Origin of the sequence: Neorhizobium tomejilense, from assembly GCF_964254135.1 — a bacterium.
Classification (GTDB): domain Bacteria; phylum Pseudomonadota; class Alphaproteobacteria; order Rhizobiales; family Rhizobiaceae; genus Neorhizobium; species Neorhizobium tomejilense.
This window is the reverse complement of record NZ_CAXUSO020000002.1, coordinates 1,561,479-1,575,144: the sequence shown is the minus strand read 5'-3', so window position 1 is coordinate 1,575,144 and position 13,666 is coordinate 1,561,479. Positions and strand designations below refer to the sequence as shown.

General features: G+C 57.8%; 13 protein-coding genes. 7 read left to right on the top strand and 6 right to left on the bottom strand.

The window, feature by feature from the left end; all coding sequences use genetic code 11:
* Nucleotides 1-6 precede the first annotated feature (6 nt).
* Nucleotides 7-1,635 (top strand): thiamine pyrophosphate-dependent enzyme, encoded by a 1,629-nt coding sequence (locus ACSQ3G_RS30210; protein WP_436112946.1) that lies wholly within the window; start codon nucleotides 7-9, stop codon nucleotides 1,633-1,635.
* Between the two features lie 779 nt (nucleotides 1,636-2,414).
* Here ACSQ3G_RS30210 and ACSQ3G_RS30205 read toward each other — a convergent pair.
* From ACSQ3G_RS30205 to ACSQ3G_RS30180, 6 genes are all read right to left on the bottom strand, one after another.
* Complete coding sequence (locus tag ACSQ3G_RS30205) at nucleotides 2,415-3,986, bottom strand: BCCT family transporter (RefSeq protein ID WP_436112945.1); 1,572 nt, start codon at nucleotides 3,984-3,986, stop codon at nucleotides 2,415-2,417.
* A gap of 603 nt (nucleotides 3,987-4,589) precedes the next feature.
* The gene (locus ACSQ3G_RS30200; RefSeq protein ID WP_436112944.1) at nucleotides 4,590-5,036 is read right to left on the bottom strand and encodes a MurR/RpiR family transcriptional regulator; all 447 of its coding nucleotides are present in this window, start codon (nucleotides 5,034-5,036) and stop codon (nucleotides 4,590-4,592) included.
* The gene (locus ACSQ3G_RS30195) at nucleotides 4,991-5,293 is read right to left on the bottom strand and encodes a MurR/RpiR family transcriptional regulator (RefSeq protein WP_436112943.1); all 303 of its coding nucleotides are present in this window, start codon (nucleotides 5,291-5,293) and stop codon (nucleotides 4,991-4,993) included. Before ACSQ3G_RS30195 ends, ACSQ3G_RS30200 begins: the two co-directional genes overlap by 46 nt.
* Before the next feature lie 480 nt (nucleotides 5,294-5,773).
* Nucleotides 5,774-6,523 carry an amino acid ABC transporter ATP-binding protein gene (locus tag ACSQ3G_RS30190; RefSeq protein ID WP_436112942.1) on the bottom strand — a complete coding sequence of 250 codons (750 nt, stop codon included), beginning with the start codon at nucleotides 6,521-6,523 and terminating at the stop codon, nucleotides 5,774-5,776.
* A 136-nt stretch (nucleotides 6,524-6,659) separates the two neighbouring features.
* The gene (locus ACSQ3G_RS30185; protein ID WP_436112941.1) at nucleotides 6,660-7,037 is read right to left on the bottom strand and encodes a Rid family detoxifying hydrolase; all 378 of its coding nucleotides are present in this window, start codon (nucleotides 7,035-7,037) and stop codon (nucleotides 6,660-6,662) included.
* A gap of 25 nt (nucleotides 7,038-7,062) precedes the next feature.
* Nucleotides 7,063-7,845 (bottom strand): GntR family transcriptional regulator, encoded by a 783-nt coding sequence (locus ACSQ3G_RS30180; protein ID WP_436112940.1) that lies wholly within the window; start codon nucleotides 7,843-7,845, stop codon nucleotides 7,063-7,065.
* A 128-nt stretch (nucleotides 7,846-7,973) separates the two neighbouring features.
* Here ACSQ3G_RS30180 and ACSQ3G_RS30175 point away from each other — a divergent pair, with 128 nt between their 5' ends.
* The 6 genes from ACSQ3G_RS30175 (at nucleotide 7,974) to ACSQ3G_RS30150 (ending at nucleotide 13,599) form a co-directional block, all read left to right on the top strand.
* Entirely contained in the window at nucleotides 7,974-8,762 is a 789-nt protein-coding gene (locus tag ACSQ3G_RS30175) for an ABC transporter substrate-binding protein (RefSeq protein WP_436112939.1), read from the top strand.
* A 174-nt stretch (nucleotides 8,763-8,936) separates the two neighbouring features.
* Nucleotides 8,937-9,611 carry an amino acid ABC transporter permease gene (locus tag ACSQ3G_RS30170; protein ID WP_436112938.1) on the top strand — a complete coding sequence of 225 codons (675 nt, stop codon included), beginning with the start codon at nucleotides 8,937-8,939 and terminating at the stop codon, nucleotides 9,609-9,611.
* Nucleotides 9,612-9,642: 31 nt separating this feature from the next.
* The gene (locus tag ACSQ3G_RS30165; RefSeq protein ID WP_436112937.1) at nucleotides 9,643-10,791 is read left to right on the top strand and encodes an ABC transporter substrate-binding protein; all 1,149 of its coding nucleotides are present in this window, start codon (nucleotides 9,643-9,645) and stop codon (nucleotides 10,789-10,791) included.
* A 45-nt stretch (nucleotides 10,792-10,836) separates the two neighbouring features.
* Complete coding sequence (kynU, locus tag ACSQ3G_RS30160) at nucleotides 10,837-12,039, top strand: kynureninase (protein ID WP_436112936.1); 1,203 nt, start codon at nucleotides 10,837-10,839, stop codon at nucleotides 12,037-12,039.
* Nucleotides 12,036-12,872, top strand: coding sequence for a tryptophan 2,3-dioxygenase (kynA, locus tag ACSQ3G_RS30155; protein WP_436112935.1), 837 nt, complete (start codon nucleotides 12,036-12,038; stop codon nucleotides 12,870-12,872). Before kynU ends, kynA begins: the two co-directional genes overlap by 4 nt.
* 322 nt (nucleotides 12,873-13,194) lie before the next feature.
* On the top strand, nucleotides 13,195-13,599 hold the full coding sequence (locus tag ACSQ3G_RS30150) for a MarR family winged helix-turn-helix transcriptional regulator (protein WP_436112934.1): 405 nt from the start codon (nucleotides 13,195-13,197) through the stop codon (nucleotides 13,597-13,599).
* Nucleotides 13,600-13,666: the final 67 nt, after the last annotated feature.

Below are 13,666 nucleotides of genomic sequence, written 5' to 3'. Positions count from 1 at the left end.
ATCATTATGAAGAACAAAGAGACCACAGGGCAGGCCATCGCTCGTTCACTCGTCGAAAACGGTGTTGACACTGTCTTCGGCATTCCCGGCGCCCACATGTATGACTTCAACGATGCTCTTTATGAAAAGCGCAACGAGATCCGTTTCATCCATACCCGCCACGAGCAGGGCGCGGGATACATGGCATACGGTTACGCGAAGTCCACTGGACGCATTGGCGCCTATACGGTTGTGCCTGGTCCAGGTGTGCTCAATTCCGGCGCCGCCCTATGCACTGCCTATGGAGCGAATTCCCCGGTCCTGTGTTTGACGGGCAATATCATGTCGCACTTGATCGGCCAGGGCCGTGGCCAGCTCCACGAGCTGCCCGACCAGCTGGCGACCATGCGTGGGATCACGAAGGTCGCAGAGCGCATTGATCATCAGTCCCAGACCGGAACGGTCATGGCCGAGGTGATCGGAAAAATGCTCTCCGGACGTCAGGGACCCGGAGCGGTCGAGGCGCCTTGGGATGTCTTTGGAATGACAGGCCCGGAGCTCGATCTTCCTGAAACCAGACGCGCCGCGAATCCCCAAGTCAATCCTGACAGTATTCAGGCTGCGGCTGCTATCCTGGCAAACGCCAAGAACCCTCTGATTATGGTGGGCGGCGGCGCTGTTGATGCGGGTGCGGAAGTTGCTGAATTGGCCAAAGCGCTTAAAGCGCCGGTTACGTCCCATCGTTCGGGAAAGGGCGTCGTAAGCGACGAGCATCCCAACTATCTGAATTTTGTCGCTGCGTTCGATTACTGGAAAGATACCGATGTGCTCATCGGTATCGGTAGCCGTCTTGAACTCGAATTCATGCGGTGGAAGTGGCTTCCCAAGGGGCTCAAGGTTATCCGCATCGATATCGATCCAACGGAAATGGTCCGGTTGAAGCCGGACGTTGGAATTGTCGCGGACGCAAAGGCGGGCACCGCAGCTTTGACCAAAGCCGTGGGACCATCGGACAGAGCGGCGCGAACTGATGAGTTCGCGGCCCGGAATCGCAACGCGAAAGAACGGTTCTCAACCGTTCAGCCTCAGGTCAATTATTTGAATGCGATCCGGGAGGCACTGCCGCGCGATGGTTTCTTTGTCGAAGAAGTCAGTCAGATGGGCTTCACCGCCCGGTTTGCCTTCCCCGTCTACGGCCCCCGACAGTATGTGACTTGTGGCTATCAGGACAACCTCGGATTCGGCTTCAATACCGCGCTTGGAGTCAAGGTCGGCAATCCGGATAAGGCAGTCGTTTCAGTGTCGGGCGATGGTGGTTTCATGTTCGGTGTGCAGGAGCTGGCCACAGCCGTGCAGCATAACATCGCGGTCGTCGCAATCGTGTTCAACAACAATGCCTACGGAAACGTATTGCGCGATCAGAAGCAAGCCTATTCCGGCCGGTACATTGGCTCAGACCTCACCAATCCTGATTTCGTAAAACTCGGCGAGAGTTTTGGCGTGAAAACATACCGCGTGTCGTCCCCAGGTGAACTGAAATCGGCTGTCAGCGAGGCTCTGGAGCTGAACGCTCCCGTTCTCATCGAAGTGCCAATCGAGAAGGGATCCGAAGCAAGCCCCTGGCCCTTCATCCATCCCGCACCGCCTACTGCATAAGAAGTCATCCAACTGGATTTCAAAATGACAGACATCTATCCGGGGCCTGTCTTTGAGATGGCGACGACCCGGTTTGGCGCGGCCAAATGTAGTTCTCTGCGTTCCATTGGCGTTACGCCTCAAAGCCGTTTTTCCAACAGGTTAAGCCAACATGTGAGGTGCTGCCGAGCCGGCTCCCTTCAGGGCGGCCGGAGCGCGGATGCGAAAGGGCTCTTCCATGCGGTTCGCTGACGCGCAAACGCATCGAGGCCGCTGGCGAACGCAAAAGTAACCGAAGGCGGCAGGGCGCAGCCCTACGAAGCGCGGCTCTTGGCTGTCGACGGTCGGAACCTTGCAGCATTCCCGGAAGAGCAGACGCAGATGATTTATCATCTGTAACGCCTGGTTAAGTATAAGCCGTCCTGAGATCTCGCCGGTGGAACGGCGGCGACCGTGCATCGTTTGGCCCCGGTTGGACGGAGGCGCATATTGGACATGTTGTGTTTTTGGGCAACTGCAGCGCTGCAGCTTCGGTTCTTTTCTAATCCGCATTCATTTCCATGCCGGGCGACGCGATGAGTTGCGAGCCGCCTGGAATGCCTCGGCTATTTCCCCCCCCGAGATGGGAGCACGAAAATACAGCGTGAAAGGAGAAACGCTGCACATGCTCTATTTTTTGACCAGAAGATCCGCCTGCGCCAACCCTTTCCCCGCACCTGTCGCCGAGGCTTCCTGCCAATCGCACCTGAAACTCAGTTTGGGGTGCGATTGGTTGGTTGCTTGGGTGACAACGCGGTGACCTACTGAGCCGCGAGTGCTTCGCCTAAAGGCGGGCCTTCGGGCAGGGGTGGGGCCAGTTTGCTGCGCCCTTCGAGGTCGTCCAACAGCGCGATCCACAGGGAGATGCACAACCCGACCATAACGACGAGGAAGGGTGCTGCCGCGATGATCGACGCGGTCTGCAGGCCTTGCAAACCTCCCATCACCAGTAGCACGCAGGCCGACGCGCCGGCAAGGACGCCCCAGAGGACGATGACGCCGCGTGCAGGCTCAAGTGCGCCGTGAGACGACAACATGCCCATCACAATCGAGGCGGCATCCGCTCCCGAGATGAAGAAGATCGCAACAAGGAATATCGCGAGGAACGAAGTGACCGCCGTTCCCGGATATTGTTCGAGTAGCGCAAACAGTGAGATTGCGGCACCCTGATTGTTGACCGCCTCGACAAGACCACCAACCCCCATCAGTTCCGAATGCAGCGCCGTACCACCCATGATGGTGAACCAAAGGAAGGTTACGCCGCTCGGAATGAGCAGAACGCCAATGACAAATTCGCGGATGGTGCGCCCTTTTGAGATGCGCGCGATAAAGACGCCGACGAAGGGCGCCCAGGACACCCACCAGGCCCAGTAGAAGATCGTCCAACTCCCCAGCCACTTGCCGTCGCTGAAGGCGGCGGTGCGGAACGACATTGTGACGAGATCGGCCAGGTAGTCGCCGAGCGCTTCGGTGAAGGTGTTGAGGATGAAGATGGTCGGTCCAACGATAGCCAGGAACACCAGCAACGCGGCGGCTACCACCATATTCATGTTGCTCAGGAATTGTACGCCCCTGCCCACCCCGGACACCGCCGACAGGATAAACAGCATCGACAGCACCGCGATGATCGCAAGGGCAATGCCGGTGCCTTCACCAGTCCCCCAGAGGAAATTCAGACCGCTGTTGATCTGCTGTGCACCAAGTCCAAGCGATGTCGCCGTGCCGAACAGTGTGGCGATGACGGCGAGAATATCAATCGTTTTACCGATCGGTCCATTCACCGCCTTGCCCAGCAGGGGGGTGAACGCGCTTGAAATCAGGATGGGCAAGCCCTTGCGGTAGGTAAAGTAGGCGATCGCCAGACCGACAATCGCATAGATGGCCCAAGGGTGCAGGGCCCAGTGAAAATAGGAATATTTCATCGCAAGCAGAGCGGCTTCCTTGGATTGCGCGACCGCCAGCCCGTGAGGCGGTGCGCCAAAATGGAAAACCGGCTCGGCAACGCCCCAGAACATCAGGCCGATGCCCATGCCGACGCTGAACATCATGCATACCCACGAAACCGTCCGGAATTCCGGAAGCTCGTCATCAGCCCCAAGCCTGATCTTGCCGAAACGGCTGATCGCCAGGAAGCCGGCAAAGACCAGGAACAACGCGGTCGAGACAACAAAGCCCCATCCGAAACCGTTGATGATCGCCGAAAGCGTGGCTTGTGTGACCGAGGCGAGGCTATCCGGGGCCAATGCTCCCCATGAAATGAACCCGGCCGTTATTGCTAGGGCCGGCCAGAATACCGCCGGATCGACGCTTCGCAGTCTGTCTGTAGTCGACATGCTTTATCCCTCCAGATTTATGTAGTGACGTTCCCTTGAATTTCCGGATACCGCGACGGGGCCGACTTCTTGAGAGAGGCCAGGTCGTGGGCTGATAATGCTGTTGAGGTAGCGACGCCGGACGCGCCTTTGTGTTTGTGCGGATCTACGGCCGCTTTCCTTAGGTGATTAACAGATCACTCGCTTGCACTCGGGTCAGTTGCGACCATGAGCTTGTCCAAAACCGAATTCTCGTAGGCAAATTTCCTGGCTTTAAAACAGCAATTTCGTCCCCTGACGATCGAGCGATCGACAATGTTGTGACCCGCCATCCCGGCGCTGAGATTTCTGACGCGGTTGGCGCAATCAAGGAGCGAGAGATTGGCTACAGCTGGAGGCCGCTCTATCGAGCTATCGGAGGACGGATCAAGCCCTCGAGACGCTGTCCCAGAGCCGTTGGTGTGGAACTTTCTTTCATCCCTCTGGTGTTGCCTTTGCACGAGAACATGTTGTTGCGTGACCAAAGGGCAGGCACTCTCACTCACCGCGCGTCCGGAGTTTTTATGTGCGCGGTTGCTTTTTTTGCCCTCGACCTAAGTTCAAACGATAATTTATCCCGCTGATTCAAAAGGGTGAACTCGATGGCGTCTCGACGGCCGTCGGTCTCGCCGAGACGCTCGTCAGGTGCGGGCTGACCACATCCAAGTCCGGCGTCTGGGCATCGCCGACGCGTCTGCACGTGCTCGAAAAATTTTCCTGACCGAAGCCCGCCTTTGCCGGCCCACCGGCCGATACTGGTCTGGGGGGCGATACGTCGTCGAGCAGTTTCACCAGTCGGTCGATCTTTTCGAACCGGGCAAGGCTTGCCTCGCCCATCGCCGTCGATACGCTCCAGGCGAGATAATTGATGATGGTGACGGCGGCGACGAGGGAATTGAAGGGTGAGGGCGACCGGCAGCGGCATCGCAGCACATGGTTGGTGGCCTTGGCGCTTGCCGCGGCGCTGAGATCGGTAATCAGCGCCGTTATCGCTCCTGCGGCACGCGCCTCCTTGATGATCGTCGGCAGCAATCTGGGGCGCCGACGATTGCCTGGCTTACCTCGCTCAGCGTGGCTTCGGACAGGCTTTCGGCGGTGGTTCGAATATTGTCGAGGTCCATCTGGACCGTGCTGCTCAGCGAGACTTTGCCTGACGGCGCGCGATCGGGGTCTTCCAGACCTGCCCGGGGCGATCCCCCGTGCTGGTCGGCCCGGATCTGCCGCTTGGCATCGGGATAGGTCGCATAGCCCAGCGAGCGGATCAGCCGTGCCGCCGTCGCTTTCGACACCTGCGCCTTTTCTGCAAGCTCGCCCGCCGTATAGCTCTAGCTCGGCAGGTCTATCTGGTATTGCAGCAGGATGTCGGCAAGCCGCTTTTCAGCCGGCGAGAGCATGGAATAAATCGCGTAGACGCGTGCCTCCAGTAGCGTGTCTGCTGCTGGGTCGTCGGTTTGGGTGGTGGACTCACGGGGTAGCCTTCGTCTGCATGCGATTGAAGCGGACGTTAGGCCCGCCCTGATCTCTTGTACGCGTGTGGACGGTCAAATCCATCAGGACCGTCGTTAGATCAACCGCCTCAAGATGCTGAGGCGATCAATGTACGGCGGCCCAGAACTGATGAGGGCGAGAACGCTGGTGCTAAAGCACCGAAATTGAGGATGAACCCGGTTAAATCCAAGACGACATAAGCGGTTTCCAATTCAGATAGATTGGAAAGGATGTGGCGACGGATGTCCTACGCGCAGCCGGCGGCACGTCCCGGCCTTCTGCTAATGCAGAATCTGGCTCAGGAAGAGCCTCGTGCGCTCGTGCTGCGGGTTGTCGAAGAATTCCGCCGGCGAGTTCTGTTCGACGATCTGGCCCTGGTCCATGAAGATCACCCGGTGGGCGACCTGGCGGGCAAAGCCCATTTCATGGGTGACGCACAGCATGGTCATGCCTTCTTCCGCAAGGCTCACCATCGTATCCAGCACTTCCTTGACCATTTCCGGGTCGAGCGCCGAGGTCGGCTCGTCGAACAGCATGATCTTCGGTTTCATGCAGAGCGAGCGGGCGATCGCCACGCGCTGCTGCTGGCCGCCCGAAAGCTGGCCCGGATATTTATGGGCCTGTTCCGGGATTTTGACGCGGGCGAGATAATGCATGGCGATCTCTTCCGCCTGCTTCTTCGGCATCTTGCGGACCCAGATCGGCGCGAGCGTGCAGTTTTCCAGGATCGTCAGGTGCGGGAAGAGGTTGAAGTGCTGGAACACCATGCCGACTTCTCGGCGCACTTCGTCGATTTTCTTCAGGTCGTTGGTAAGCTCGATGCCGTCGACGATGATGTTGCCGGCCTGGTGTTCCTCAAGGCGATTGATGCAGCGGATCATCGTCGATTTGCCGGAGCCGGACGGGCCGGCGATGACGATGCGTTCGCCCTTCATCACCTTCAGATTGATGTCGCGCAGCACGTGGAAATCGCCGTACCACTTGTTCATGCCGATGATTTCGACGGCAACGTCGGTAGCCGAGACGGTCATTTTTTTGGGTTGGGCGTCATGCGGGTAGTCTAAAATTGGTCCGGTTCCCAAAATCACGTTCTCTCCTTGCGAAAGGGCTTGTACAGGGTTTTCGCGGCGAGACCGCTGCCAGAAGAACTGGCGGCGACTCAAGACGTCAGCGCGCGATGATCGCTTCGATTTCGACCTGCGCACCCTTGGGAAGGGCCGACACCTGGTAACAAGCGCGAGCGGGTTTGTGGGTTTTGAAGATCTTGGCATATTCCGCGTTCAGCTCGTCAAACCGCTTCAGGTCGGTAACGAGGATGGTCGTCTTGACGGTTCTCTGAATCGAGCTTCCAGCCGCGTCAGCTATCGCCGAGATGTTGGCGAGGCACTGAGCAAGCTGCTCGATCGGATCATCCGAGTTAAAGGCGCCAGACTTTGGATCGAACGGAAGCTGGCCCGAAACGAATATAAAGTCACCTTGAACGATGGCCTGCGAATAAGGTCCGACCGCCTGCGGCGCGTTGTCGGTGCTAATGACTTCCATCAAAGCTCTCCTATTGTTGCTAGTTTAGTTAATCGAGAATGAGCTGGCACCGGTCGCATCGAAGGACCGTGTGGCCGTATTCATAGGGATCGCCATCTGAGCCGTATGAGGTGCGCGTCACGGAAATCAACGGCGCTCCGGAAAATGTATCGAAGCGGATAGCGTGCCGGGCATCTGCTGTTATTGCGCTCACGCGAATATCGGTTCGCGCCACCAACCTGTTCAGCCGCTGGGAGATACGCTTCGAGATCGACGGCGCAATCATGTCGTCGCCGGAGAGGAGCTTCTCGTTGTCTGCAGCCAGATAGACCTGCTCGCCTCCGACGGGTTCGCCATTCAGGTTGAACACCCGCAGAAAGAAGAACACCTTTGAGCCGGACGCGACCTTCAGCGCTGTCTGGACATCGCCCCTTGCCGTATAGAAACCCGTCCGGGGCGCCTGGATCTCGAAGCCTCGCATGTCGAGTAGATCCGCGCGGGTAACGTCGATCAACCCTCGGCGAACCTGCTCCAGGGTCGGGTTTACAAACGTTCCCCGAGGTACTGCCTTGTGAATGAGGTTCTCCTGCTCCAGGATCTTCAGCGCCTGTCTTACCGTGGCTCTACTCACGGCAAACCGCCGACACAGTTCCTCCTCGGTCGGCAACTGATCGCCGGGGCCGAGTTCTCCAAGCCAGATCTGATCGCGGAGGATGGCTTCGACCTGGCGGTATCTTGGCAACACGTCGCTTCTCAACGGAGTGACGTCCGGTTGGACCGCAGCCTGCTTTTGTTTAGTCATTTCCGAGCCTTGCTTGAAATCGGCACTCACCGCTTGACCTATTGTATGATTATGCGTACAAAAAGACAATGACGGTCACAAAAAACAATAAGTCCGTCAGTGGAACGCTAACGACGCTAGTCGGCGACATTTGGCCGTAGCATACTGGGAGTTTTCTTATGGTCACTAGACGTTTTCTCATGCTGTCGGCATCGGCGATGAGCCTCCTTCTCACGCCTCTTGCCGCGCATTCCCAGACTGTTTTGAACGTAGGCGCCTATCCGGCCAACCCCCCCTTCGAATACAAGAATGCCGATGGGAGCTTCGAGGGATTCGAAATCGACCTCATCACGGATATCGCCAAGCGTGTCGGGGCAAAGCTGGAAATTTCGGACTACGGCTTCCAGGCATTGTTTGCTGCGACCACCTCGAAGCGCATCGACGTAGCGGTTTCGTCCATCACCATCACCAGTGAGCGTTTGAAATCGCAGTCTTTCACTCAGCCTTATTATGATCCGACAACCGATATCGCGGCCAGAAAAGACAGCCCCATCAAAACCGACGCGGACCTCAAGGGTAAAACCATCGGGGTGATCTCCGGCACTGTCGGGGAGAAGTGGGCCAATGCCAATAGAGCCCAATACGGGATTACAGACATAAGGTCATATAACGCCAAGCAGGATATGCTGCTCGATCTGATCGCCGGCCGGGTTGATGCCGTGGTGAATGACAGCATGCGTTTCGGACTGGCAAAAAATCCCGACCTCGAAGTGAAGTACAGCATGAAGTCGGCGGATCGGCTGGGAATGATGATGACGAAGGATCATCCGATGCTGGGACCTATCAACGATGCCATTGGAGCAATCAAGAAGGACGGCACCATGGCGGCGCTTTACAGGAAGTGGTTCAACCAGGACCCGTCCCCGGACTCGACGACCGTGAACGTGGTGCCGCTTCCCACACCCTGACGCCTTTGCAGGGCATCACCTAGCAAACCTTTCCGGCCTCGCATCTCTCGAGTTGGTATCGAGAGCGGTGCGAGGCCAGTCAGATGATTTTCCGGCTGCCGCGCTATCGAACCTTGCGGGACTTTGGGGTGTCTGTTCCACCCCTTGCGTCGCTACCTGATCTGAGGAGCCGTTGTGGGCCTGTTTGAAACCTTCTTCAGTCCTGAAGTTCTCGCGGCAAGCCTTCCGGCCCTCATGCGCGGCTTCATCAATACCTTGCTACTGGGCATACTCAGCATTCTTATCGGCATTCCACTTGGCCTGGTGATCAGTCTGCTGCGTCTTTACGCGCCGATCCCGTTGCGTCTGCTCGCGATCGGATTCATCGACATCTTTCGATCCATACCTGCGCTGGTTGTCCTTATCCTGATCTATTACGCCCTGCCGTTTGTGGGGATAAGGTTGACGTCGTGGTCTTCCGCCATTCTCGCGTTTTCGTTCGTGTTCGGAGCCTATTCTGCAGAAGTGTTCCGCTCCGGCATCGAAAGTGTCCCGAAAGGTCAATTCGAAGCTGCCTCCGCTCTCGGCCTTCCGTTCCTTCTGACGTTGCGCAAGGTGGTGCTGCCGCAAGCGATCAGGATCGTCATTCCGCCCATCACAAGCAACTGCGTTTCAATGTTCAAGGAAACCGCTTTGGCGTCAACCGTCGCCTTGCCGGAATTGTTGAAAGCGGCAACCGACGCGCAAGCCTTCTATGCGAACCCGTCGCCGCTGATCGGCGCCGCGATCGTCTACCTTCTGTTTCTCTGGCCAATGGTCCGCCTCGTCGCGCTTCTTGAGCGCCGCTTCAAGGCCGAGAGAGTTCATTAGAAGCACGCTTATCCACACCGAGGAGAATCAGGTGTCTGCTTACAGCCAAACCCGCTCAAACGAGATGATGTCATCACAACCGGCTTTGGACATGCCCGCCAAAGGTATCACCGATGACATGATCCTGATGGGAATGGAAGACGTTACCAACACCTTCTCCCTTGACGAGGAAAACCGGGGCTTCCGCATGGCGTTCGATGAGCGCAACGAACTCGGACCTGTTCATGGCCGCAGGATTGTCTGGAAAGGATACACGCGATCGGGCGGCGGAGATGCCGAAGCGGCGGTTGCGAACGCGAAGAAGCTAGTCCTTCTCGACAATGTATTTGCACTCGTCAATTTCGGCGGCCCGGAGGCGATGTCAATCGCCGACCTCGCGGAGACCCACCGCGTACCATTTCTCTTTCCCCATACGACCCTGTTCGCCAGCCAAGACAGCCGCTACGTCTTCACCTCGCTTCCTCACTACATCGGCGAACTACGGAAAATCAGTGAATATGCCGGAAAAGAACGTGGTTTCAAACGTATAGCGTTGATACGCGATCAAAACGAGTACGGCGACCTGTATCAGGAGTTCATGGAGCACCATGGCCCGGAGTTCGGTTATTCTCTCAGCGGGACCGCCACCGTAAAAACCCGTGATCCTTCCGATCTGACGCAGGAATTCGAGTCGGTTGCGCATGACGCGGATGCGGTGTTCATGGCGCTGTATCCGGTCCAGGCGAAGGCTGCCATGGTCGCGAAAGCAAAATCCGGTTGGTCGGGCCATATGATTGCCTCCGGTCCGCTGGCCGACGAGCAATATCTCGGCGGTGGCGGTGCCTCGGCGGAAGGCACCATCGGTCTCTGCCATTTTCCCGACCCCGAGTTTAGCGAAGAGCCTGGCATGCGGGACTACCGGGCGGTACTCGCCAGGCATCATCCGGGTGGTCAGCCGAACCGATATACGTTGTACGGATATGTATACGGCAAGCTGATTTTGGATGCGCTCGAGCGGGCGGGGCGGTACCTTACCCGCGAAACTTTCATAGCGGCGATGGAAGCCACAACGCACTGGCAATCGGGCGGCATCATTCCTCCGGTTTCGCTGTCGAAAAGCGACCATCACGCGCAACGCGCCGGCCTGGTCTCTGAGATCAGAAACGGCCGTTTCGTGCCCCTAAGCGGCTGGGTCGAATAGCATCCATTGGAAGCACGACGCGTTCTCCAGGAGCAAAGTTGGAACATGGGTTTAACAGAAAAATTCGCCGCCACCCGAACGAAGTTCGATCTTCCCCCAGGCCTTATCTATCTGGACGGCAACTCGCTCGGGCCAATGGCTTTCGGCTCGGCGGAGCGGGTGCTCGATGTCATGAAGCAGCAGTGGGGCACACAGCTGATACGAGCTTGGAATACCTCTGGATGGATGGATATGCCCCGCCGGGTCGGCGACCGCATCGGCAAGCTGGTGGGCGCCCCAGCCGGCACTGTCGTGACCGGTGACACTCTTTCGATCAAGGTCTATCAGGCTCTGGCGTCCGCGCTCGAACTGCAAGGTGAGCGGAAGGTCGTCCTTACAGATAGTGGCAATTTCCCGTCCGATATCTATATGGCCCAGGGCCTGATCGGAATGCTGGGCCAGGGACACCGGCTCCGGATCGTTGCCCCGGAAGAGGTCGAAGACGCCATCAATCAGGATGTCGCGGTGGTGATGCTGACCGAGGTCGATTATCGCACGGGCCGCCTTCACGACATGCGCCGGCTGACTGCCAAGGCGCATGAAGCCGGCGCGCTGGTCATTTGGGACCTAGCGCATTCTGCCGGGGCGCTTCCTGTGCATCTGGCTTGCGCTGACGTGGATTTTGCAGTCGGATGCACCTACAAGTATTTAAACGGCGGCCCCGGTTCCCCAGCCTTCATCTACCTAGCGCCCAGACTGGTCGACCGTGCACGCCCGGCTCTCTCGGGTTGGTTGGGTCACGAAACGCCGTTCGAATTCCGGCAGGACTATCGGCCCGGAGCGGGTATAGACCGTATGAGGGTCGGCACTCCGCCGATCGTCGCACTGGCGGCCTTGGATGCGGCGCTGGACGTGTGGGACGGCATCGCGTTGGAAGACGTCCGCGCCATGTCCATCCAGCTTTCGGAACGCTTTATCGAAGAAGTCGAGCGACGATGCCCCGATCTGACCCTGCTTTCCCCACGTGACCCGCAATCCCGGGGCAGTCAGGTGTCGTTCGGTCATCCGGAAGGCTATGCAATCATGCAGGCATTGATCGATCGCGACGTGATCGGGGATTTCCGGGCTCCCGAGGCAATCCGGTTCGGGTTCACGCCGCTTTATATCGGTCATGAGGATGTTTTGGGTGCGGTTGCCATCCTCGAAGACGTGATGCGCAAGCAGTTGTGGCTCGATCCTCGGTACCAGAAAAAGGCAGCAGTAACGTGACGACATCTTACGATCCCTCCAGCGAGGGGGCTCATATGGCTTTCGAGTCGCGGATGTCGTACAGCGACTATCTGCATTTGGAGCGTATACTTGATGCCCAGGTGCCGCTTTCCTCCGCACACGACGAGATGCTGTTCATCGTGCAGCACCAGGTGTCGGAACTTTGGATGAAGCTCGCGATCATAGAGATCCGGTCGACGCTCGCTTGCATCCGCTCCGATGAAGTGCAATTGGCGTTCAAGATGCTGACACGGGTGTCGAGGATATTCGAGCAGCTTAACAGCGCATGGGATGTCCTCCGCACGATGACGCCCAGCGAATATACTCAATTCCGCAGCGCCCTTGGCCAGTCGTCTGGCTTTCAGTCGTATCAATATCGGGCGATCGAGTATCTTGTCGGCAACCGCAATCTGGCAATGCTGCGCCCGCATAGCCATCGCGAGGATATCAGCACGCTGCTCGAAACAATTCTGACTGAACCCAGCCTCTACGACGAGTCTCTGATGTTGCTCGCGCGCCACGGCTTCGACCTCGGCGATGAGGCCGACCGCCGAGACTGGCGCACCACGCGGAGTTCTAATGCTAAGGTGATCGAAGCATGGCGTCAGATCTACCAAGAGCCGGAGCGATATTGGTCTCTTTATCAACTCGGGGAAAAGCTCGTCGATTTCGAAGATTACTTTCGCCGTTGGCGCTTTAATCACGTCACGACGGTTGAACGGGTGATTGGCCTGAAACGCGGTACCGGTGGAACCGGTGGCGCATCCTATTTACGCAAGATGCTGGATGTCGTGTTGTTTCCCGAGTTGTGGGAAGTCCGGACGGTTCTCTAAGCGGTTCCCATCCGCCTGTGTTCCGCACGGATCAACACCAGCTTAAATTGCCGGAAATATCGAAGTTTGCTGGCGGCGGCCTGGCGGCGAGCGTTCGCGTGAAAGCTGCCGAAGATGCGGGCATCCTTGGCTCAGCGTCCGCCAGCTTTCGCCTCCATCAGTCAATCCTCATGCTAGGAGGTGGTTGCTACCATGGTCTCCAACATCAAGCGGGGATGTCAAACCGGCAGTCATCAGCCAAACATTAAACGTTTTGGCGTGATAAGGCTCTGGAATGAACCGAGAAAGACGACAAGAGCGGTTGGCTCAAGCATTGGGCCGAATGCTTCATAAGGCCGAGGAGGCGCTGGAATCTGCGGCTCGCCAAGGCAAGATGCATCCGACAGATCTGCGGTGCATCTCGCTGCTTGCCTCTTCATCGGTCCCCATGAGCCCCAAGGAGATTACTAAGACACTCGGTCTGACCTCTGGTTCCGGGACAGCGCTGTTCGATCGGTTGGAACGACTAGGTTTCACCGAAAGGATCCCGAACAGTGAAGACCGACGGAGCGTCCTGATCCAGCTCGACCGTGCTGCTGCGAGCGGCCCGTTGGCCCTGTTAGGCGAGTTGCGCGGCAGCTACCAACAAGTGACCGAAAGGTTTTCAGATCAAGAGCTCGACGTAATCTCGGAATATTTGGAGGCAGTCTCCCAGCTCAAGCCGTCGGCGGACTTCGACCAGTGCTGAGGTATCCCCGGTGTATAGTCTCCGGGCGTCGATCAAACAGCGTCACGCACCCCGCCGATCCTTGCCT